This is a genomic window from Amycolatopsis sp. DG1A-15b (genome assembly GCF_030285645.1).
Lineage (GTDB): Bacteria > Actinomycetota > Actinomycetes > Mycobacteriales > Pseudonocardiaceae > Amycolatopsis.
In genome coordinates, this window is sequence record NZ_CP127296.1 from 4,018,427 (window position 1) to 4,038,132 (window position 19,706).

Here is a 19,706-nt window from a genome sequence, read left to right on the forward strand (position 1 = left end):
CCACGTACAGCTGGCCGTCGGGGAACCGGTCGGCGTGGTGGTGCGCCCAGTGCAGGGCCAGCCACGTCTTGCCGATGCCGCCGGCGCCGGCGATCGCCGAGATGACCACCGTGCCGCCGGGCTCGCCGGGGGCCAGCGCGGCGTCCAAGCGGGCCAGGTCCTCGTCGCGGCCGACGAACTGCCGGGGGGCTCTCGGGAGCTGGTGGCACACCGCCGGCGCGCCCCCGGCCGTGCGCGTGGTGCTCAGCAATGTCCGCTGCAGGTCCTGGAGCGCGGTCCCGGGTCCGTGCCCAGCTCTTCCACCAGGCACGTCCGGATCCGGCGGTAGTGCTCCAGCGCGTCGGCGACCCGCCCGGCCTGGTACAGGGCGCGCATGTACCGACCCGCGACGTGCTCGTCGAGCGGCTGGTCGACGACCTGCGTGGCGAGCTCGGCGACCAGTGCCTCGCCCTCGCCCGCCCGCAGCCGGGCGTCGACGAGCGCGCGTCGCGCGGCGAGCCGTTCCTCGCCCAGCTTCCGGCGTTCCGCTTCGGCCCATTCGCCGCCGAGGCCGGTGAGCGCCTCCCCGCGCCACAGGTCCAGCGCCCTGCTCAGCAACCCCGCCGCCGCCGCCGGATCCGGTTCGGCGCGGGCTCGGGCGCACAACGTCCGGAACAGCGGAAGGTCCAGCACCGGCCCGGTGTCCCGGTCGTCAGCACGTAGCCGCCGGATCGGCGCACGATGTCCAGGCCGTCCACTCCGGCGAGCGCCTGTCTCAGCCGGGAGACGTAGCTGTAGAGCGTCGCCCGGCCCCGGCGCGGTGGTTCGGTGCCCCACATCCGCTCGAGCAAGCGGTCGACCGGAACGACCCGGTCGGCGTCGACGGCCAAGGCCGCGAGCAGACAGCGCTGCCGGGTGGTCCCGAGGTCGACCGGCCTGCCGTCGACCTCGACGGCGACCTCGCCGAGCACACGGACAACGAGCACCGAACCCTCCCCGGATCGGATCTGACGAACCAGTCATAGCCGCTCTACCTGCGAAATGCAGGAACTCCGCAAGCAAATCACACTATCGGCCCCGCACGATCGCTTCAGCGCTGCGCCGGGACCGCCGGCGCGGGAACCAGAGACGAGGGGATCAGACGATGCAGACGAAGCAAGAGGGAACGCGGGCAGTGGCCCGGGTGCTCGGCGTGGCCGCCGTCGCCGCGGGAGCGCTGGTCGTGGGACCGCTCGGGAGCCAGGCGGCCTCGGCCGCACCACTGGCGTGCACGGCTGTCGGCAACGCCTCCGGCACGGTCTCCGCGTTCACCCTGTACGACAACACCGGCTACTCCGGAAGCTGCATCACGTTCTACCGCTACGGCTCCTGCACGGCGTCCACCACCGACACCGAGGGCCTGTACAACCTCGACGGCTGGGGCTGGGACAACCGGGCGGGTTCGGTGCACACCTACCACTCCTGCGACGTCCGGCTCTACGACGCGCGGGACTGCCCGAGCACCGGCACGCGCAGCACCTGGGTCGACCAGAGCGCCGACCTCCGGCTCGGCAGCATCAACTGGCAGAACCGGGTCAGCTGCGTGGTGACCAGCTGACGCCCCGGGGGCGCCGGGATCAGCGATCCCGGCGCCCCCGGTTCACGGCGTCGGCGGTTCCCTTCAGGGCGAGTCTCCCTCTTGCATTTCGATTCCGGAAACCGGTGCGTTCGATGACCCAGCGGTGCTTGCCGAGTTTCTTGCTGGTCTCGACGCCTTTGGAGACAGATCCCGCCACGCACAGCCGCTCACGAAGCATCGATCACCAGGTAAGACACGCTCTTCGCACGAGACCGCCAGGCACCCCGAAGACGTCTGCGGAGTATGTCGTCGCGATACTGCTGTCAGGTGGTAGGCCGGGCAGCGAACGCGGCGAGTTCGGCTGCCGTGCCGGCGAAGACGTCCTGGCCGCCGGGGAAGGTGCCGGACTTGGCCCACTGGTAGAACGTGTAGGCACTCCATCCGGCCGGCATCCCTCGGCCGGTGTCCGGTTGTAGCACCACCCCGCCCAGTCCGCGGTCGAATACGGGTTGTACTCGATGTCGAGCACCGGCGGCAGCGTCTTCCCGTCGTCGGTCCAGCCACCACCGTTCGCCGCGAAGAAGTCGGCCTGGGCGACGCCGGAATCCCTGTCCGGCAATCCGAAGTGATACGCCCCGCGCACGAGCACCGCGTTCGCCGACCCCGCGTAGTTCGCCGCGAAAGTCGGGTCGAGGTAAGTGGTGCTCTCGGTCGCCTTCATGTACGCGAACTTGGCGCCCTTCGCCGCCACCCCGGGCCAGTCCACGTTCTTCTGGTAGTGGCTGACATCAAGCCCCGGCAAACCGCCCGGAGGTGCGGCACTTACCGACGCGGCCCGCGGACCGGTCCTCTCGGCAGCCGGAACGGACGACTCCAGGAAGTCCGCCTCGGGATGAAGCCGGCCGAACCCGGTGGCCGGCAACGTGCCGGCGTCTGAAGCCTGACAAGGTCCGATCACCATCGTCCCGGGGCAAATCACCGCTGCCACACCCGTGCCAGCCACTGCGCGCATCGAGCGGAGTTTCACGAACAGCCCCTCTGCCAGTCAACCGTTCTTGGACAACTGCCTGTCCTTCGCACCGCCACGGCACATCCGACTCGCCGAATACCTCTGGCTCCCACTCGGTCGCCGAGACCTCAATCCCGCCGATGCTCGGAAACGAGAGAGTTGAGCCGATCGACCTGCCTGGACCTGCGGCTGCCGGCGAGACGGTAGTAAGCCAGCGGGCGCAGCGGCACCGGCTCCCCTGCGGCAGAGCCCAGGACGACCACGTTCGGCACACAGAGACGGACGATCGGGAGACGGGTCTCTTCCACCTCGATAGTGCCGACGCTGGGCCACGGAATCGGCTCCGACGAACGCACGCCCGAGCGCACGACGATTCCGGATTGATCGATCACGACTCCTCTGCGCACGCCGAGAAGCAGCGAGTAAGCGCCGAGCGCGACGATGGCGATACCGATGATTTTCGACGCCGCGTCGAAGCCGAAGAAAATGATGACGACTCCGATGCCTGCGAACACGAGCCCACACGCATCCAGCAAGAGGTTCCATGAAGAACCGAGCTTGACTCTCCGCGCTCGGCGGCTTTGCTGTGACATGTGGTTTCTTTCTGCCGCCTGGAAAAGACGAACCGCCGGCAGGCTCGATACCGACCTCGTGCTCAGCCGCCGCGCCATGACATCCTGCCCCCTGGATCGCGCCGGCGGAGCGTGACCGGTCAGGCCGGCAGCTCGACGACCACCAGCGCACCCCGCCCCTCCGGCGGGTCCTCGAACCGCGCGCGTCCGCCGTGGGCGGTCGCGGTGTCCGCGACGATCGCCAGGCCCAGGCCCGATCCCGGCAGCGCACGGGCCGCCGGGGCCCGCCAGAACCGTTCGAACGCGGGTCCGCGGTCCTCCGGAGCGACGCCGGGGCCGTCGTCGGTGACCGAGATCCGGCCCGGCGCCGAGCGGACCGTGACGGCGGATCCCGGGGGTGAGAACTTGATCGCGTTGTCGAGCAGGTTGAGGACCATCCGCTCCAGCGCCCCCGCGTCCCCGTGGACGGACCACTCAGCGTTTTCGACTTCGAACGCATGATCCCGGGCGCGGCTCGAAGCCCGCCGGACCGCCTGCCGGACGACGGGGGCCATGGCGACGTCGGCGTGCTCCAGTTCGTGCTCGTCGCGGGCGAGCACGACGAGTTCGGTGACGAGGTCGCCGAGCTCCTCCGCCTGCACCTGCAGCCGGTCCAGGGTCCGGGTGCGCTGCGCGGCCGCCAGCGGACGGCCGGTGTGCTCGCTGCGGGCCAGCAGGTCGATGTTGGTGCGCAAGCTGGTCAACGGGGTCCGCAGCTCGTGGGCCGCGTCCGCCACCAGCGCGCGCTGGCGACGGCGGGACTCGGCGAGCGCGCCGGTCATCGCGGCGAACGCGCGGCCCATCCGGCCGACCTCGTCGCGGCCGGACACGGCGACCGGGAGGTCGAGGTCCTGGGTCCGGGCGATCTCCTCGGCGGCGCCGGTCAGCCGCGCCATCGGCTCGAGCGTCCGGCGGGTCAGCAGGAGCCCGGCCGCGGCCGCCAGCGCCGCCCCCAGCACGGACACCACGACCAGGACGTTGCGGAGGCCGGTCAACGTGCTCTCGACCTCGGCCAGGCTGCGCGAGATCGCCAGGACGTTCCCGTCGCCGACCGGGCCGAGCAACACCCGCACCGGCGTGCCGGACTGCGTGGAGCCGTCCCGCAGCGTCACCGCCTGCGTCGCCCGGTCCGACGGCGCGAGGACGACCGAATCCACACCGGCGGGCGAGCACGTCGTCCCGTCCGCCTTGAGCAGCTGGACCCCCTCCAGGAACCGCTGCAGCGGACGGCCGCGGTTCACCGCACGGCAAAGATCGGCCCAGTCCGGCTTCGGCAGGGCGGTGTCCTGCGCGCCGGGCGGCGGCCAGCCGCCGAGCAGCGTCTCGTCCAGCTGCGCGCGCAGGTTGTGCTGTGTGGTCACGTACGTCACCGCGCTGATCGACGTGATCACGAGCGCGACGATCGCCGCTGTGATCAGCGCGACACGGTTGCGCAGCAGCATCCGGCGCTCTCCGCGGCGCTTCACGGCGCCCGCAGCACGAACCCGACACCGCGGACGGTGTGCAACAGCCGGCTCGCCCCGCCCGCCTCGGTCTTGCGCCGCAGGTACCCGACGTAGACGTCGAGGTTGTTGGTGCGGCTCGGTTCCCTCCCCCACACCGCCTGGCGCAGCTGGTGCTTGGTCAGCACCTTGCCCGGGGCGTCCAGGAAGGCCGTCAGGAGGTCGAACTCGGTCGGCGTCAGCTCCATCCGCTGCCCGCCGCGGGTGACCTCGCGGCTGTGCGGGTCGAGTGCCAGATCCGCGAACCGGCGGACCTCGGGCACGGACCGGCGGCCGCGGTTCTGCTTCAGCAGCGCCCGGACGCGGGCGAGCAACTCCTCCAGGGCGAACGGCTTGACGAGGTAGTCGTCGGCCCCGGAGTCGAGGCCGGTGACCCGGTCGCCGAGCGCGTCGCGCGCGGTGAGCATCAGCACCGGCAGCCGCTCGCCCGCCGCGCGGATGCGCCGGCACGTCTCCAGGCCGTCGACCCCGGGCATCATCACGTCGAGGATCACCAGGTCGGGCTTCCGCTCACCGGCGACGGCTTCGAGTGCCGTCGTCCCGCAGGGCGCCGTGCCGACGTCGTAGCCCTCGAACTCCAGGCTGCGCTGAAGGCTTTCCCGCACGTCGGGATCATCGTCCACCACCAGCAGTCGCACCCGGCAGAGGCTACGCGGCCGAGCTGTGCACGAGCTGTAGATCCACTTCTCACGATCTTCTCAGGCGAATTCCAGGCGCTTCTCACGATCGGTAGCCCACCGTATGAGCAACGTAACCGGTCACACAGCGTCGTGTTCGGCCGCGAACCAGCGAGAACGGAGGAAGCATGTCGGTCGGCGCGACCGGGGGTCAACGGACCTCCCCCGAACACCGTGCTGCGACGGCCACGGTGGACATCGTCGTCCCGGTGTACAACGAGGAACGCGCCTTGCCCGGCTGCGTGGACGTGCTGCGGGAGTTCCTCCGCGACCAGTTCCCGTTCGGCTGGACCATCGTGATCGCCGACAACGCCAGCACGGACGGGACGCTGGGGGTCGCCGAGGCGCTCGCCCGAGAGCACGGCTCGGTCCGCGTGTGCCACCTCGACCGCAAGGGCCGCGGCCTGGCCCTGCGCGAGACCTGGCGGGCCAGCACCGCCGACGTCGTCGTGTACATGGACGTCGACCTCTCCACCGGGCTCGACGCTCTGCTGCCGCTGGTGGCTCCCCTGGTCAACGGGCACTCCGACCTGGCCATCGGCTCTCGGCTGGCCCCCGGCGCGCGCACGGTGCGCGGGCCGAAACGGGAGTTCGTCTCCCGCTGCTACAACGGGCTGATCCGGCTGAGCCACGGCGTCCGCTTCTCCGACGCGCAGTGCGGGTTCAAGGCCGCGCGCACCGGCGTGATCCGGCCGCTGCTGGACCACGTGGAGGACGAGGCGTGGTTCTTCGACACCGAGCTGCTGCTCCTGGCCGAGCACAACGGGTTGCGCGTGCACGAGGTGCCGGTGGACTGGGTCGAGGACACCGACAGCCGCGTCGACGTCGCCAAGACCGCGCTCGACGACATCCGCGGGCTGGTCCGCGTCGCCCGCGCGAAAGCGGCCGGCACCGCACGGGTGCCGGACCTGCCCCGCCGGCCGTCCCCGCGCGCGGCCCACCCCGACGCGGTGCTGGGCGAGCCGGACGGCAGCCGGCTCTGGGAAGTCCTGTCCTTCGCGGTGATCGGGGTGCTCTCCACCGTCGCGTACCTCGTGCTGTACGGGCTCTTCCGGCTGTGGTGGCCGGTGCTGGTGGCGAACCTGGCCGCGCTGGTGCTCACCACGCTGTTCAACACCGAAGCCAACCGCCGCTTCACCTTCGCCGGTGCGGCCGTTCTCCGACGCAAGGCGCACGTGCAGGGGTTCGTGGTGCTCGGGCTGTACTACGCGTTCACCTCGACTGCACTGCTCGCGCTGCACGGAATCGACCCGGAACCCGGACGCGCGCTGGAGCTGACGGTGTTGTTCGCGGCCTCGGTGCTGGGCACCGCGGGCCGGTTCGTGCTCTTGCGCCGCTGGGTCTTCCGCAAGGACAACCGAAAGGACGAAGAATGACAGTCGCCGCCGACCGAGCGGGCCCGGCGGGCCACCTCGCCACCGCGCCACGGCCGCGGTGGCGGGCCTGGGCGCTCGCCGGGATCTGCGTCGCCGCGGGTGTGCTCTACGCGTGGCGGATCGGCGCGGGCCAGCTGGGCAACACGTACTACTCGGCCGCCGTCAAGTCCATGACGGACGGCTTCACGAACTTCCTGTTCGGCTCGTTCGACCCGTATGGCGTGTTCACTGTGGACAAGCCGCCGATGTCGCTGTGGCCGCAGGCGCTTTCGGTGCTGGTGTTCGGTTTCCACGGCTGGGCGCTGCTGCTGCCCCAGGTGCTCGAGGGCGTCGCGGCGGTGTTCCTGCTGCACCGCACGGTGCGGCTCTGGGCGAGCGAGAACGTCGGCCTGCTGGCCGCGCTGATCCTCACGCTGACCCCGATCACCGTCGCGATCAACCGGGACAACAACCCGGACACGCTCCTCGTGCTGCTGCTCGTCGCGGCCGCCTACGCCTTCACGCGCTCGATCCAGGCGGACGCGAGCCGCGCACGGACGAAGTGGCTGCTGTGGTGCGCCTTCTTCGTCGGCTGCGGGTTCGTCACCAAGATGATGCAGGCGTGGATCGTCGTCCCCGGGTTCGCGCTCGCGTACCTGGCCGCGGCGATCGCGCCGGTCAAGCGGCGGATCCTCGACCTGCTCGGGGCCGGCGTCGTCCTGTTCGCGTCGTCGTTCTGGTGGGCGGCGCTGCACGACTGGTGGCCCGGGGCCAAGCCGTACATGGGCGGCAGCACCGACGGGACGGCGTGGAACCTGATCTTCGGCTACAACGGCTTCGGCCGGATCTTCGGCAACGCAGGCAACCCCGGTGGCAGCGGACCGCGCCCGGACCTGCCCGAGGGGATGACTCTGCCGTCCGGGATGGGCGGCGCCGGCGGTATGTTCGGCGGCGAAACCGGTCTCGGCCGGATGTTCAGCACGTCGGTCGGCGGGCAGATCTCGTGGCTGCTGCCGCTGGCGTTGTTCGTCCTGGTGGTCGTCGCCGTTCAAGGTGTCTCACGAATGGCGGCGAAGCAGCCCGGCGACCCGGCTCTGCGGGCCGGCTGGCTCGCGTGGGGTGGCTGGCTGCTGGTGACCGCTCTGGTGTTCAGCTACGCGCAGGGCATCTGGCACCCGTACTACACGACGATGCTCGCTCCGGCGATCGCGGCGATTTCCGCGGCGGGGCTGGCGCGGTTCTGGCGCGCCTACCGCGGCGACGGGGCGCTCAGCCGGCTGCTGCTTCCCGCCGCGGTGGCGCTCACCGCGGGCTGGGCCTTCGTGCTGGCCGGCCGCGATCCGTCGTGGCACGGCTGGACGCGCTGGGCGGTGCTGGTGGCGGGTGTGGTGACCGTGGTCGCGCTGCTCGCCGCACGGCTCGCCGAAGCCTGCCGCGCGGTGCTCTCGCGGGTCTCGCTCGTGCTCGGGCTGGCGACCCTGCTGCTGGTCCCGGCGGTGTGGTCGACGGCGACCGCCGCGACCGGCGAGGCCCTCGGCGTGATGCCGGCCGCGGGTCCGGCGGGTGGCTTCGGCGGCATGCGACCGGGCGGCACGGGTGGCCCCGGCGGCTTCCCGGGTACCGGTGCCCTGCCCGGCGGTTTCCCCGGTGGCACGGGTACGCCACCGGGTGCGGGCTTCCCCGGTGGCGGCCGCCCGGACGTGCCGGGCGGCACCGGCGGGTTCGGCGCCGTGATGGGCGCCATGGACGGCAAGCTCACCGACGAGCAGCACCGCATCCTGGACTACGCCAAGCAGCACAGCGGCGGCGCGGAGATCACCCTGGCCGTCGACGGCTCGGCCACCGTGGCCGCGGGCTTCATCATCGGCTCCGACGAGACGGTCATCGGCATGGGTGGCTTCTCGGGCAGCGACGACTCGCCCTCGGTCGGCCAGCTCCGCCAGTGGACGGCCGAAGGCAAGCTGAAGTTCGTCCTCGGCGGCTCCGGCGGCGGCCTGCCGGGCATGAACGGCGCCGGGCGGCAGCGGCAGCAGTGGATCGAGCAGCACTGCACCGCCGTCGACCCGGCGGCCTACGGAGGGCAGGCCGCACAGCAGAGCGAGCAGGCCGGGCCGATGGGCCCGGCGCAGACCCTCCACGAGTGCCACGCCTGACCCGGCCCACCGGACAGCGAGGCGGGGCCGGCGTCCTCTTCCCGGACGACCGGCCCCGCCTGCATGCCTGCCGCGCTCCACGAGGGCTCGCACAGCCGGCCGGGCATCGGCTGTTGCAGCAGCACGGCACGGCGGCCGTCGATTTCGTTTCCGCACGCGTGGGTCCGGTTCCCGTTGTCCGGCAATGACATCTCGGCAGAGCCGGGGGGCCGGACTTGAAACTTTCACAGTGGACAACGGCACGACCGCGGAAGCGCGGCGACTGCCGTCCTCAGTCGGACAACGTCTCCCCACGGTAGTCATCGATAACCCCGCTGCGCGAACGCATCCACAGACACGGGTCGAACCGGTTCGACCGTCTGGATTATTGTTGCTGCCGGATCAGCGGCGTATGGTCGGCCTTCGGTCGAACCGATTCGAGTCATCCTGACCGTTCGGAGTCCTCATGGTTCAACGGCGAACTGATCTCTCCGTTTCCGCTCGGGCGTGCGCCGCGTCCGCGAGACGCCGATCCGACCGCCTCGCGGTTGCCGTCGCCACCACCTTCGCGCTGGCCGTCACCGTGGGGACCCCCGTCCTTCCCGACGCCCAGGCCGCCACGACCGGGCCGTGCGACATCTACGCCTCGGGCGGCACACCGTGCGTGGCCGCGCACAGCACCACCCGAGCGCTGTACGGCATGTACAACGGCCCGCTCTACCAGGTCAAGCGTTCGTCGGACAACACAGTGCGAGACATCGGCGTGCTCAGCCCGGGCGGTACGGCCGATGCCGCCGCCCAGGACTCGTTCTGCGCCGGGACGACGTGCCTCATCACCGTCATCTACGACCAGTCCGGCCGGGGCAACCACCTCACGCAGGCGCCCCCCGGCAACTGGCCCGGGCCCGCTCCCGGCGGGTGGGACAACCTCGCCGACGCGACGGCGGCCCCGGTCACCGTCGGAGGGCAGAAGGCGTACGGCGTCTACATCTCACCCGGCACCGGCTACCGCAACGACAGCACCAACGGCGTCGCGACCGGTGACCGGCCGGAGGGGATCTACGCCGTCGTCGACGGCGCCCACTACAACAACTGGTGCTGCTTCGATTACGGCAACGCGCAGACGACCAACCGGGCCGACGCGCCGGCCATCATGGAGACCGTCTACTTCGGAGCCGACCGGCAATGGGGTTACGGGGACGGCAGTGGCCCGTGGGTCATGGCCGACCTGGAGTGGGGGCTGTTCTCCGGCGTGAATCCGGGGCACAACCCGAACCCGACCGTCAACCACCGCTTCGTGACCGCCATCGTCAAGGGCGAGCCGAACCACTGGGCGATCCGGAGCGGGGACGCGCAGTCGGGCGGCTTGTCGACCGCATTCGACGGGCCACGCCCCACCGGCTACAACCCGATGAAGAAGCAGGGGGCGATCCTGCTCGGCATCGGCGGGGACAACAGCGTTTCCGGTGCCGGTACCTTCTACGAGGGCGTTCTGACCTCCGGTTATCCGTCGAACGCCACCGAGGAGGCCGTGCAGGCCACCATCACGGCCGCCCGGTACGCTCCGGCCGGCGCCAACCCGCAGCAAAGCGTCCAGGTCGTGGGCAGCCAGTCCGGCCGGTGCGTCGAAGTGCCGAACGGCTCCGCCGCCAACGGAACCCAAGTGCAGCTGGCGGACTGCCAGAGTGTCGACAGGCAGCGCTGGACCGCCACCCCCGACCGAGGACTGCAGGTTTACGGCAACAAGTGCCTCGACGCCAACGGACAGGGCACCACCAACGGCACCCAGGTGATCATCTGGGACTGTCACGGCCAGGCGAACCAGCAGTGGAACGTCAATGCGAACGGCACCATCACCGGCGTGCAGTCCGGCCTCTGCCTGGACGCCAGCGGCGCCGGAACGGCGAGCGGCACAAAGATCATCCTGTGGTCGTGCAACGGCGGCGCGAACCAGCAATGGGGCCTGCGCCGGTGACGGGCGAGTTCGGCCTGCAAGTCAGCGCACGGGGGGCCCACGCCGGGCACGTACCGGATCGTCAACCGCTACAGCGGCAAGCCGTTGGCCGTGGCGGGTGGGTCCACCGCGGACGGAGCGTTGGTCGTCCAGCAGGCCGGCGGCCTTCCCTGGACCGTCAGCACCCCCGGCGACGCGTTCACGTTGACGTACACCGGCAGCGGCAAGGCCCTCGACGTCAACGACTTCTCCTCGGCGGAAGGGCTGCAACTCCAGCAGTGGAGCGGCAACGACGGTAACAACCAGCAATGGCAGCTCGTACCAGCCTGAACGAGGGATCACAGCCATGGACATCGGATCCGTGCCGAAGAGGCGCACACTGTCCGCACTCGGTGCGGCCGTACTCGTCCTGTCGATGACCAGCACGGCCGCCGCGGCGGCCCCGGCCGAGGTCATCGCCGTGGCGCCGAACGACTCACCGGCCACGATCATCGCGAACGCAGCGAACGTCGTGCCCTCGGCGCGCCAGCTGGCCTGGGAGCGGGCGGAGCAGATGGCGTTCATCCACTTCGGCGTCAACACCTTCGACGGCCGGGAATGGGGCACCGGGACCGAGGACCCGAACATCTTCCAGCCCACCGGCCTGAACACCGACCAGTGGGCGGCCTCGCTCAAGGACACCGGGTTCAAAGGGGCCGTTCTCACCGCCAAACACCATGACGGCTTCCTGCTGTTCCCCTCCAAGGCATCCGCGTTCGGTGTCGCGTCCGACCGCGCGTGGCAAGGCGGCAACGGTGACGTGGTGAAGAACTTCGCCGATTCCATGCACAAGTACGGGCTGAAGGTCGGCATCTACCTGTCCCCGGCCGACCTGCACGAGAACCAGCCGGGTGGGAAGTTCGCCAACGGCAGCCCGGCCAGGGCGGTGACCATTCCCAGCGACTCCTCGGAGGTCGTCAACGGGATCACGTTCCACCTCGACTCCGACGACTACAACACCTACTACGAGAACACGCTCTACGAGCTGATGTCCCGCTACGGCAGCATCGACGAGCTGTGGCTGGACGGCGCCAACCCGACCGGCCGCAACCAGCCGTACAAATTCAGCGACTGGATCAAGATCGTCCGGGGGCTGCAACCCAACGCGGCGATCGAGAACGACGGCGGCCCGGACATCCGCTGGGTCGGCAACGAGAACGGCTACGCCCGCCAGTCCGAGTGGTCGGTCGTGCCGTTCACCGGGAACGCCGCGACCGCCGCCGACACCGTCATCAATCCGCCTGGCGGCTACGCCGCCCCCGATCTGGGCAGTGACACCCTGCTGTCCCAGCGCAAGTCCGACGGGACCAGCGCGTGGAACCTGTTGCGCTGGTCGCCCCCGGAGTGCAATGGGACGCTGTCGGCGCACCACAACTGGTTCTGGCAGCCCGGTGACACCTGGCGGGGCGTGCCGGAACTGGAGGAGATCTACTACAACTCGGTGGGCCGCAACTGCAACTTCCTGCTGGACGTCCCGCCGAACCGGCAGGGCCTGTTCGACCAGTCGGCCGTGACCACGCTGTCCCAGCTCAACGCCAGGATCACCGGGACGTTCGGCACCAACCTCGCCGGCGCCGCCACGGTGGCCGACGACACCGGGTCGGCCCACACCGCGGGGCACGACCCGAGCCTGGCCTTGGACGGCAACCTGGACAGCTCGTGGCAGCCTGCCGGCACCACCGGCGGTCTGGTGTTCACCCTGCCGCAGGCCCGTACCTTCGACGTCATCTCCACACAAGAGGACCTGAACATCGGCCAGCGGGTCAAGTCGTACGCCGTCGATGCCTGGAACGGCAGCGCCTGGAACCAGATCGCGAGCGAGACCACGATCGGCCAGAAGAAGCTGATCCGCCTGTCCTCGCCGGTCACCACCGGCCGGGTGCGGTTGCGGATCACCGGATCCAGGGCCGCTCCGGCGATCGCCGAGTTCGGCCTGTTCCAGCGGCCGGGCGGAGGCGGCACGCCGGGGACCATCACGTCGGTGCCGGCGGGCAGGTGTGTCGACGTCAACGGGGCAGGGACGGCGAACGGCACCGCGGTGCAATTGTGGGACTGCAACAGCGGCGGCAACCAGCAGTGGAACCGCACCGCCGGCAAGCAACTCACGGTCTACGGCACCAAGTGCATGGACGCCCAGGGCGGCGGCACGAGTGCCGGTACCCCGGTGGTGATCTGGGACTGCTCCGGCGGCGCCGGCCAGCAGTGGAACGTCAACTCCAACGGCACCATCACCGGCGTGCAGTCCGGTCTGTGCCTCGACGCCTACAGCGCGGGCACCACGAACGGCACGAAGCTCGTGCTCTGGACGTGCCACGGCGGGACCAACCAGCAATGGCAGGTCCATTGACCAGAGCGTAGCCCGTCTGTAGATCACTGGGGCTTGCACCCCGGCGGCGGCAGCGACCGCTCGGGTGGTGAACCCGCCGGCCACGTATCAAAGATAACGCAAGGTTGCTTCCATCGATCTTTCCAGTGATACGCTGCAGCAAGTATCGCTGGAAACACCTGGTGGAGGAATGTTTGACATGCCCGACAAGCTGCGCATCATCGGCCTTGAGGAACACCTGGTCCTGCCGGTTCTGCTCGACGCGTGGAAGAGGGCCGGAGTGCAGCCGCACCGCTACGGTGACGACCACCCGGTCACGCAACGGCTGCGTGACGTCGGTGATCGGCGTCTCGCCGACATGGACGACCAGGGAATCGATGTCGCGGTGCTGTCCCTGGCCTCGCCGGGCGTGCAGAACCTCGCTGCGGCCGACGCCGTGAGCGTCGCACGTGAGGCCAACGACGCGCTCGCCGAGATCGTCGACGCCAACCCGCTGCGGTTCCAGGCACTCGCGGCCATCCCGACGTCCGCACCCGAAGCCGCCGCAGCGGAGCTGGAGCGCGCGGTCACCCGGCTCGGCTTCCGCGGCGCGATGCTGTACGGCCGCACCGGCGACAAACTGGCCGACTCGCCGGAATTCGACGACCTGTACGCCACCGCCGAACGGCTTCGCGTCCCGCTGCACTTCCACCCCCAGGCCCCGGTGCAGGCGGTCCAAGAGGCGTATTACTCGGGACTGCCTGACGGCGTGGGTCCGGCACTGGCGACCGCCGGGCTGGGCTGGTACTACGACCTCGGCGTGCAGTACCTGCGGATGATCTTCTCCGGGGTGTTCGACCGGCATCCCGAACTGCAGGTGATCGCCGGACACTGGGGCGAGGTCGTCCTGTTCTACCTGGATCACGTCGGCGTCCTGCAGGGCATGGCGAAGCTGCAGCGGCCGCTGGCCGACTACTTCCGCCAGAACTTCTGGGTGGCCGGCAGCGGCACCGTCAGCGAGCGCTACCTACGCTGGACGGCCGAGGTCGTCGGAACCGACCGCATGCTCTACTCGACCGACTACCCCTACACCTTCGGCACCCGCCCCGGCGGCTTCCCCTACCTGGACACCAGCGGCGGCATCGCCAGATCCTTCCTCGAACACGCACCCTTCACCCAGGAGGAGAAAGCCGCCATCGGATCCGGCAACTGGGAGCGGCTGACCGGCCACCTCGCCTGATTGTCCACATGCAACAATCTGCCATTTTTCCGGTGGATACGGCATTTCGAGAAAGAGCCACCCATGACTGTCCGATCTGACGCCCACACCGACGACCAACCCTCAACCCTGGCAGACAGGTTCGGACGAGTGTTGCTTGCCCTCTGCGCGATCGCCACACTGGGCGCGTTCACGTACGGCATCAGCATTCTGTTCACCGTCTCGCCCGATCGCCTGATGTCCGAAGCATGGCGGACCCTCGCCTACCTCGTCTTCGCCGGCCTCTACACCATGATCATCACAGCGCCGCGCAACCAACGCGGCCCCTGGGAGCTCATCTTCCTCCACAAGATCGCCATCACCGTCTTCGGCATCGTCGCGGCCGCGAGCAACACACCCGACGCCGCGACGACCTGGCCCATCGACCTCGGCCTCGTAGCGGCGACCGCCGTCGCCTACGTGCTGTGCCGCGGCTGGCAAGGCTGGCGAACCAACCCCGCCACGGCAAGCGCCACACGTACCCGCTCAACCAGATGACGTAACCGGGCGGTGTCGAGCACTGGTTGATGCTCGACACCGCACACATCATCGGCCGGCAGGCTGAAACCCCGCGGCCAGCACACCGGCGAATCGGGGCTGATCAAGCGAAGCCGCACCATAAGGGGCGAAGAACCAGGCGCAAGCTCTTCCGGGCCGCCGGGCCGCCGGGCCGCCGGGCAACCGCGGCGGCCATCCTGGCGTGCCGAAGGCATGACGTCGTCGAAGTCCTGGCTGCCCGAGGCGGCCTTGCTGTGGCTTCCCCTGCTGGTGCTGGTCGGCGGGCTCGCGGTGGTGTGGACCGGCGTCTCCATGGCCGCGGACGTGAACCGGTCGGCAGGGCTCTTCCCCGGACGAGTCGTCGCGACCGGGAGCCGGGAGCACCTGACCGCGGACATCGAGTACACCGGACCCGACGGAGTGACGAGGACGGAGACCTTCGACCACTACAAGGGGCGGGTGCTCGTCCCGGGGCGCCGGGTGCAGATCCGGGTGTGGCCGGACGAACGGCGCGCGGAACTCGACGACGGGGACAGGCACACCGGGCCGATCGTGGCCGGCAGCCTGCTGACTCTGCTCGGCGCCGGCGCCACGGTCCTGCTGTTCCTGTGGCATCACGGCCTGAGGCTGGAGAAGTACCTGGCGCGGTTCGAAAAGTGGTGGTTGTGGTGCTGGTGGCGGCTGTCTCGCTGGCTGTGAGGTCCCGCGACCTGTGCCGCGTTGACGACGTCGGCCAGACGGTTCCCAGCGCGTCCGAGCCGCGCCTCGCGAACGGCCGTTCTCCCCGAGTCGCATCCTCAGCCGGCTCGTCGGCCTGACCGGACGCGAACGCACGAGCAGCGGCACAACCCGATGTTCCGACGCGGCGGGACTTGACGGGTTCACGGCGTGGTGGCGAGGCGCTGGTTGGCCCGGACACCGACCACCCGCGGAGCGGACGCCCGCGTTCGCGCCGAGGAACTACCGGTGGCGCCGGCTGTGACTGTCGCGACGGATCAGCCCGTGCTGCTGCGACACGGCGACCGCGTGCGAGGAGGTCGCCGCGCTGACCGGCAGGTGCCGCCCCGCTCGGCTTCCGTGTTGCTGCCGGTCTCGGAGATGAGCAGGCGGGCCATCACGCCGGCGGAGGTGCGCGGCATACCGGTTTCGACGGGAGCCGCGCGGGTGTTCGGTGAGGTCAGGAGCGGGTGGTGGGTGCGGGTCGCCCGGCGAAGCGGTCGCCCAGCCAGGCGAGCGCGGCCGGCAGGCCGGCGGTCTCGCCGGCGATGTGGTCACCCGGCACGAGCGCGAACACGGTGCGGACGCCGGCGGAGCACCAAGCGCGGTTCAGGGCCTGTGCTTGGCCGAGCGGCACGATTTCGTCGAGGGCGGCGTGGTACTGGAACACGGGCACGGTCGGCGCCGGTCGGGTGGTCAGGTTGTTCTCCGCGTACACCGCGGCGACGTCCGGGCGTGCGTCGAACTGCCGGATCGTTTCGCCGGTGGAGTAGTCGCTGAACTTCTTCAGCGGAAAACTGGCGACGCGCTGAGGGAGTCATCGAGCGGGAACCGGCCGGGGTAGGCCTGCCGCAGGTCGATCAGCGCGTACAGCTGCAGGCCCTCTCCGATCAGGCTACCGTCCAGTGATTCGGTGACGTTCGCGATGTCGGCCGGCATACCGCCGGACACGTCAGTGATCAGCTGCAGGTCCGGCGCGTAGGCCGGGGCCAGTGACGCGGCCCAGCTCGACGCGCCGCCACCTCGGGAGTAGCCCATGGTGGCCCACCTCGTCGCCGGGGAAATGCCCGTTCCCGGAACGGAGGCGGCCGCTCGGGCCATGTCCGGCACGGAATGCGCCTCGGAAACCCCGGCGACGTAGGTCGGGGTGGCATCGGTGGTGTAGCCCTCGTAGTCGCTCACCACGACGCCCCAGCCCTGGGCCAGCAGCAGCGCGACCGGTTCCAGTTCCTGCTCGGTGGAGGTGGCGAACTGCTTGGACGCCCAGCGCGGCGAGGCCGAGCAGGCTCGTGCCAACAGAACGACGCAACGTATCCCCCTCTCACTCAGTTCGACCGGTGCGGACGTTCCCGGCTCGGTACACCGCTCCAGCACAATGCGCCACGCCGGATCCGATGTCGCGCCGGGATGCGTTCCCTCTGCTGCACGGCCGCGCGGACATCATGCGGATCGGGGGCCCAGCAGCCAACTGCCCGCGGAGCCCGCCGCCGGTTTCCGGCCGAGAAAGGCCGAAACTCCCTTGGTCTTCCCGTCCGGAGCGCAAGACATGATCAGGACGCAGTACGACCTTGCCCCGGTATCGGCGCGCATGGATCTCACACCCGTTCGTGCCGACGGTGCCGGCGCTGGCCGGGGGAGCGCCTACGCGCCCGGTGACGTCCATCCGCTTCCCCGACGGAGTCGGCGCCGACGGCGTCCTGGCGTTTCGGACGCCGGCATGGCGGCATTCGCGGGGAATACGCGTGGACTGCGACGCAGGTGCCGCTCTGCCACGGCGACATCAGGGGTGGCGCGCTGCGCGTTGAGGTTGCGGATGGTGCGTACCAGCCGGGCGACAACGGCGTCCGAGGCGGTCGCCATGGACGGCATCGACTTCACGAACGCCGCCATCGCGTCGTCGTCGTCCAGTTCCAGCCGCGCCGGCAGCGCCACCCGCGCACAGCTGAAGGCCCGGTTCACCATGCCACATCCTCCACTCGTCGGTCGACGAGCGCCCGGGTACCCACTGCCGTCCTCGGCGGAACGCGCGGGGGAACGTTTCACCTTGTGGTGTGCACCACGCTTCCGGCGGACGCTCGACAAGCCGATCCGCGGCAACTCCTCGGCCGGTCACGGTGAACATTCGACCGAGGCTCGCGAGCACCGAGCCCGAAATAGCAGTCACGCGCCGGTTCGAGCTCGCCGGGCCAGTGCCGATCGGTTCCAGGGCATTACTGCTCACTGTGCATCACTGTGTCCGCGCCACCGGTCACCCGACATCGTGAACCAAGGCGATTCCGCGAGGATTTCGCGCACTCAATCCAGAACAATATGCCGCCATTCGACTGAACTCCCGCATCGCACCGCGACCTGCACGAGTGGCATTTCGATCGAGCCGGGGGTTTCCCCGGAATCGGCTGTTAGTTTCGCTGATGACGACGGGACTTCCCTCATGGAGGAAAGATGAAGCGGTTTACGGCAGTCCTTTCGAGCACGGTGGCGGTCGCTGCGCTGCTGGTGTCGGCCAGTCCCGCGGCCGTCGCCGCGACGGGCGAAGTCGTGGTCTTCACCACCGAAGTCGTCCCGCTGGACGTCCACGAAAACCCTCATGGCTGCTATCCGCTCCCCGAGGGAGCGCACGTGCTCGCCAACCGCACCGACCGGCCGGTGCGGGTTTACGGGACGCCCGAATGCTTCGGCAGCCCCATCCTCACCGTGAAAGCGAACTGGGGATCGCACGTCCCCCCGGCCGCGGCGAGCTTCCACGTCTGATCGGCAACCGTGCGCACACATTCCGACCGAGCTGAAAGGATGCACGTGTCCGTCGATCTCGTCGTCGTCGGGGTCGGGTACGTCGGCTTGCCGCTCGCGGCCGCCGCCGCCACCGCCGGCCTGTCGGTGGTGGGCTACGACACGTCTCCGGCGGTGCGGGAGCAGGTGGGACAGGGCCGGTCGCACGTGCCCGACGTCAGCGGCGCGCAGCTGCGGGCGTTGCGCGCGGACGGGTTCGCGGTGACCGGCGATCCGGTCGTGATCGCGCGGGCGGAGACGGTGGTGATCTGCGTGCCCACCGGCCTCGGGCCGGACGGCGGGCCAGACCTGTCCGCGGTGCGCGACGCGGCGGCCGCCGTGTCCGACCACCTGCGTCCGGGCACCCTGGTGGTCCTGGAGTCCACCAGCTTCCCCGGCACGACCGACGAGGTGGTGCGGCCCATCCTGGAGCGCCACGGTCTCGTGGCGGGGGAAGACTTCTCGCTCGCGTACTCGCCGGAACGGGTCGACCCCGGCAACCGGCGGTACGGCATCCGCAACACCCCCAAGGTCGTCGGCGGGCACACGCCACTGTGCGCCAAGCAGTGCGTCGCGTTCTACAGCCGCTTCGTGGACACCGTGGTCGTGGCACGGGGCACGCGTGAGGCCGAGATGGCGAAGCTGCTGGAGAACACCTACCGGTACGTGAACATCGCGCTGGTCAACGAGGTCACGATGTTCTGCGACCAGCTCGGCCTGGACGTGTGGGACGTGCTGCACTGCGCGGGCACCAAGCCGTTCGGGTTCGCCTCGTTCACGCCCGGCCCCGGCGTGGGCGGGCACTGCATCCCGGTGGACCCGCGCTACCTCCTGGACAAGGCGCGCCGCGCCGGGAGCCGGTTGGGCGTCGTCGAGGCGGCGCGCGAGGTGGACTCCGCCATGCCGTCCTACCTGGTGCAACGAGCGGCCCGGTTGCTCGCCGGCGCCGGCCTCGAACTCGCCGGCTCCACGGTGCTGCTGCTCGGCGTGGCGTACAAGGCCGGGGTACCGGACACGCGCGAGTCGGCGACGCTGCGGGTCGCGGCCGAGCTGACCGCGCTCGGTGCGCACGTCCGCTACCACGACCCGGTGACCGGCCCCGTGCCCGAACTCGGATCACCGGTGTCCGACCTGGACTCCGCCCTGCGCGACGCGGACGTGACCGTCCTGCTCGTCGGGCACGGCGGTTACGACCTGAGCCGCCTGGCCAGGAACGCCCGGCTCCTGCTCGACGTCACGGGTCGCGTACCTGGGGAGGAGGTCCACCGCCTGTAGCAACCCGCGACCGGGGGTGGAGCCCCGGCCGCGGTCATGACACCGTCCGCATGCTGAAGGAGCACGCA

At 70.2% G+C, this 19,706-nt stretch carries 20 protein-coding genes and 1 pseudogene; 11 read left to right on the forward strand and 10 right to left on the reverse strand.

Translation table 11 applies throughout. From position 1 onward, the window contains the following. Positions 1-243: 243 nt before the first annotated feature. Positions 244-672 carry an AfsR/SARP family transcriptional regulator gene (locus QRY02_RS48610; protein WP_353069249.1) on the reverse strand — a complete coding sequence of 143 codons (429 nt, stop codon included), beginning with the start codon at positions 670-672 and terminating at the stop codon, positions 244-246. Further along, entirely contained in the window at positions 591-965 is a 375-nt protein-coding gene (locus QRY02_RS48615; protein ID WP_353069251.1) for an AfsR/SARP family transcriptional regulator, read from the reverse strand. Before QRY02_RS48615 ends, QRY02_RS48610 begins: the two co-directional genes overlap by 82 nt. A gap of 158 nt (positions 966-1,123) precedes the next feature. Here QRY02_RS48615 and QRY02_RS18300 point away from each other — a divergent pair, with 158 nt between their 5' ends. Then, positions 1,124-1,576: a hypothetical protein gene (locus QRY02_RS18300; protein WP_285992744.1), complete on the forward strand. Its 453-nt coding sequence runs from the start codon at positions 1,124-1,126 to the stop codon at positions 1,574-1,576. A 284-nt stretch (positions 1,577-1,860) separates the two neighbouring features. Here the strand turns inward: QRY02_RS18300 and QRY02_RS18305 are convergent, their stop codons facing one another. The 5 genes and pseudogenes from QRY02_RS18305 to QRY02_RS18325 all read right to left on the reverse strand — a co-directional run bounded on the left by QRY02_RS18305 (position 1,861) and on the right by QRY02_RS18325 (position 5,297). After that, entirely contained in the window at positions 1,861-1,989 is a 129-nt protein-coding gene (locus QRY02_RS18305) for a hypothetical protein (protein WP_285994125.1), read from the reverse strand. Between the two features lie 107 nt (positions 1,990-2,096). Beyond that, positions 2,097-2,549: pseudogene (locus tag QRY02_RS18310) on the reverse strand (GH25 family lysozyme); the annotation flags it as partial. A gap of 125 nt (positions 2,550-2,674) precedes the next feature. After that, entirely contained in the window at positions 2,675-3,217 is a 543-nt protein-coding gene (locus QRY02_RS18315) for a hypothetical protein (RefSeq protein ID WP_285992745.1), read from the reverse strand. A 41-nt stretch (positions 3,218-3,258) separates the two neighbouring features. Beyond that, positions 3,259-4,623 (reverse strand): HAMP domain-containing sensor histidine kinase, encoded by a 1,365-nt coding sequence (locus QRY02_RS18320; RefSeq protein WP_285992746.1) that lies wholly within the window; start codon positions 4,621-4,623, stop codon positions 3,259-3,261. After that, positions 4,620-5,297: a response regulator transcription factor gene (locus QRY02_RS18325; RefSeq protein ID WP_285992747.1), complete on the reverse strand. Its 678-nt coding sequence runs from the start codon at positions 5,295-5,297 to the stop codon at positions 4,620-4,622. The genes QRY02_RS18320 and QRY02_RS18325 overlap by 4 nt, the downstream gene beginning before the upstream one ends. A 167-nt stretch (positions 5,298-5,464) precedes the next feature. Between QRY02_RS18325 and QRY02_RS18330 the strand changes: the two genes are divergently transcribed. The 8 genes from QRY02_RS18330 to QRY02_RS18365 all read left to right on the forward strand — a co-directional run bounded on the left by QRY02_RS18330 (position 5,465) and on the right by QRY02_RS18365 (position 15,576). Next, a complete protein-coding gene (locus QRY02_RS18330; protein ID WP_285992748.1) occupies positions 5,465-6,712 on the forward strand; it encodes a bifunctional glycosyltransferase family 2/GtrA family protein in 1,248 nt (415 codons plus the stop codon). Beyond that, positions 6,709-8,844, forward strand: a complete 2,136-nt coding sequence (locus QRY02_RS18335; protein WP_285992749.1) for an ArnT family glycosyltransferase — start codon at positions 6,709-6,711, stop codon at positions 8,842-8,844. The genes QRY02_RS18330 and QRY02_RS18335 overlap by 4 nt, the downstream gene beginning before the upstream one ends. Positions 8,845-9,289: 445 nt before the next feature. Continuing rightward, positions 9,290-10,798 (forward strand): arabinofuranosidase catalytic domain-containing protein, encoded by a 1,509-nt coding sequence (locus QRY02_RS18340; RefSeq protein ID WP_285992750.1) that lies wholly within the window; start codon positions 9,290-9,292, stop codon positions 10,796-10,798. A 57-nt stretch (positions 10,799-10,855) separates the two neighbouring features. After that, positions 10,856-11,107 carry an RICIN domain-containing protein gene (locus QRY02_RS18345; RefSeq protein WP_502874259.1) on the forward strand — a complete coding sequence of 84 codons (252 nt, stop codon included), beginning with the start codon at positions 10,856-10,858 and terminating at the stop codon, positions 11,105-11,107. A gap of 16 nt (positions 11,108-11,123) precedes the next feature. Beyond that, positions 11,124-13,163, forward strand: coding sequence for an RICIN domain-containing protein (locus QRY02_RS18350; RefSeq protein ID WP_285992752.1), 2,040 nt, complete (start codon positions 11,124-11,126; stop codon positions 13,161-13,163). Positions 13,164-13,341: 178 nt separating this feature from the next. Beyond that, positions 13,342-14,361: an amidohydrolase family protein gene (locus QRY02_RS18355; RefSeq protein WP_285992753.1), complete on the forward strand. Its 1,020-nt coding sequence runs from the start codon at positions 13,342-13,344 to the stop codon at positions 14,359-14,361. A gap of 63 nt (positions 14,362-14,424) precedes the next feature. Then, positions 14,425-14,877, forward strand: a complete 453-nt coding sequence (locus QRY02_RS18360; RefSeq protein WP_285992754.1) for a hypothetical protein — start codon at positions 14,425-14,427, stop codon at positions 14,875-14,877. 213 nt (positions 14,878-15,090) lie between these two features. Then, positions 15,091-15,576 (forward strand): hypothetical protein, encoded by a 486-nt coding sequence (locus QRY02_RS18365; protein WP_285992755.1) that lies wholly within the window; start codon positions 15,091-15,093, stop codon positions 15,574-15,576. Between the two features lie 478 nt (positions 15,577-16,054). Here QRY02_RS18365 and QRY02_RS18370 read toward each other — a convergent pair whose 3' ends face one another. From QRY02_RS18370 to QRY02_RS18380, 3 genes are all read right to left on the reverse strand, one after another. Then, complete coding sequence (locus QRY02_RS18370; protein ID WP_353069556.1) at positions 16,055-16,384, reverse strand: lipase family protein; 330 nt, start codon at positions 16,382-16,384, stop codon at positions 16,055-16,057. Further along, positions 16,381-16,890, reverse strand: coding sequence for a lipase family protein (locus QRY02_RS18375; RefSeq protein WP_285992756.1), 510 nt, complete (start codon positions 16,888-16,890; stop codon positions 16,381-16,383). The genes QRY02_RS18370 and QRY02_RS18375 overlap by 4 nt, the downstream gene beginning before the upstream one ends. A gap of 345 nt (positions 16,891-17,235) precedes the next feature. Beyond that, positions 17,236-17,556, reverse strand: a complete 321-nt coding sequence (locus QRY02_RS18380) for a hypothetical protein (RefSeq protein ID WP_285992757.1) — start codon at positions 17,554-17,556, stop codon at positions 17,236-17,238. Positions 17,557-18,036: 480 nt separating this feature from the next. On the opposite strand from QRY02_RS18380, the gene QRY02_RS18385 reads away from it, so the two are divergent. Both QRY02_RS18385 and QRY02_RS18390 read left to right on the forward strand, forming a co-directional pair. Further along, a complete protein-coding gene (locus QRY02_RS18385; protein WP_285992758.1) occupies positions 18,037-18,345 on the forward strand; it encodes a hypothetical protein in 309 nt (102 codons plus the stop codon). A gap of 45 nt (positions 18,346-18,390) precedes the next feature. Further along, a complete protein-coding gene (locus tag QRY02_RS18390; RefSeq protein WP_285992759.1) occupies positions 18,391-19,638 on the forward strand; it encodes a nucleotide sugar dehydrogenase in 1,248 nt (415 codons plus the stop codon). The last annotated feature ends 68 nt before the right edge of the window (positions 19,639-19,706 follow it).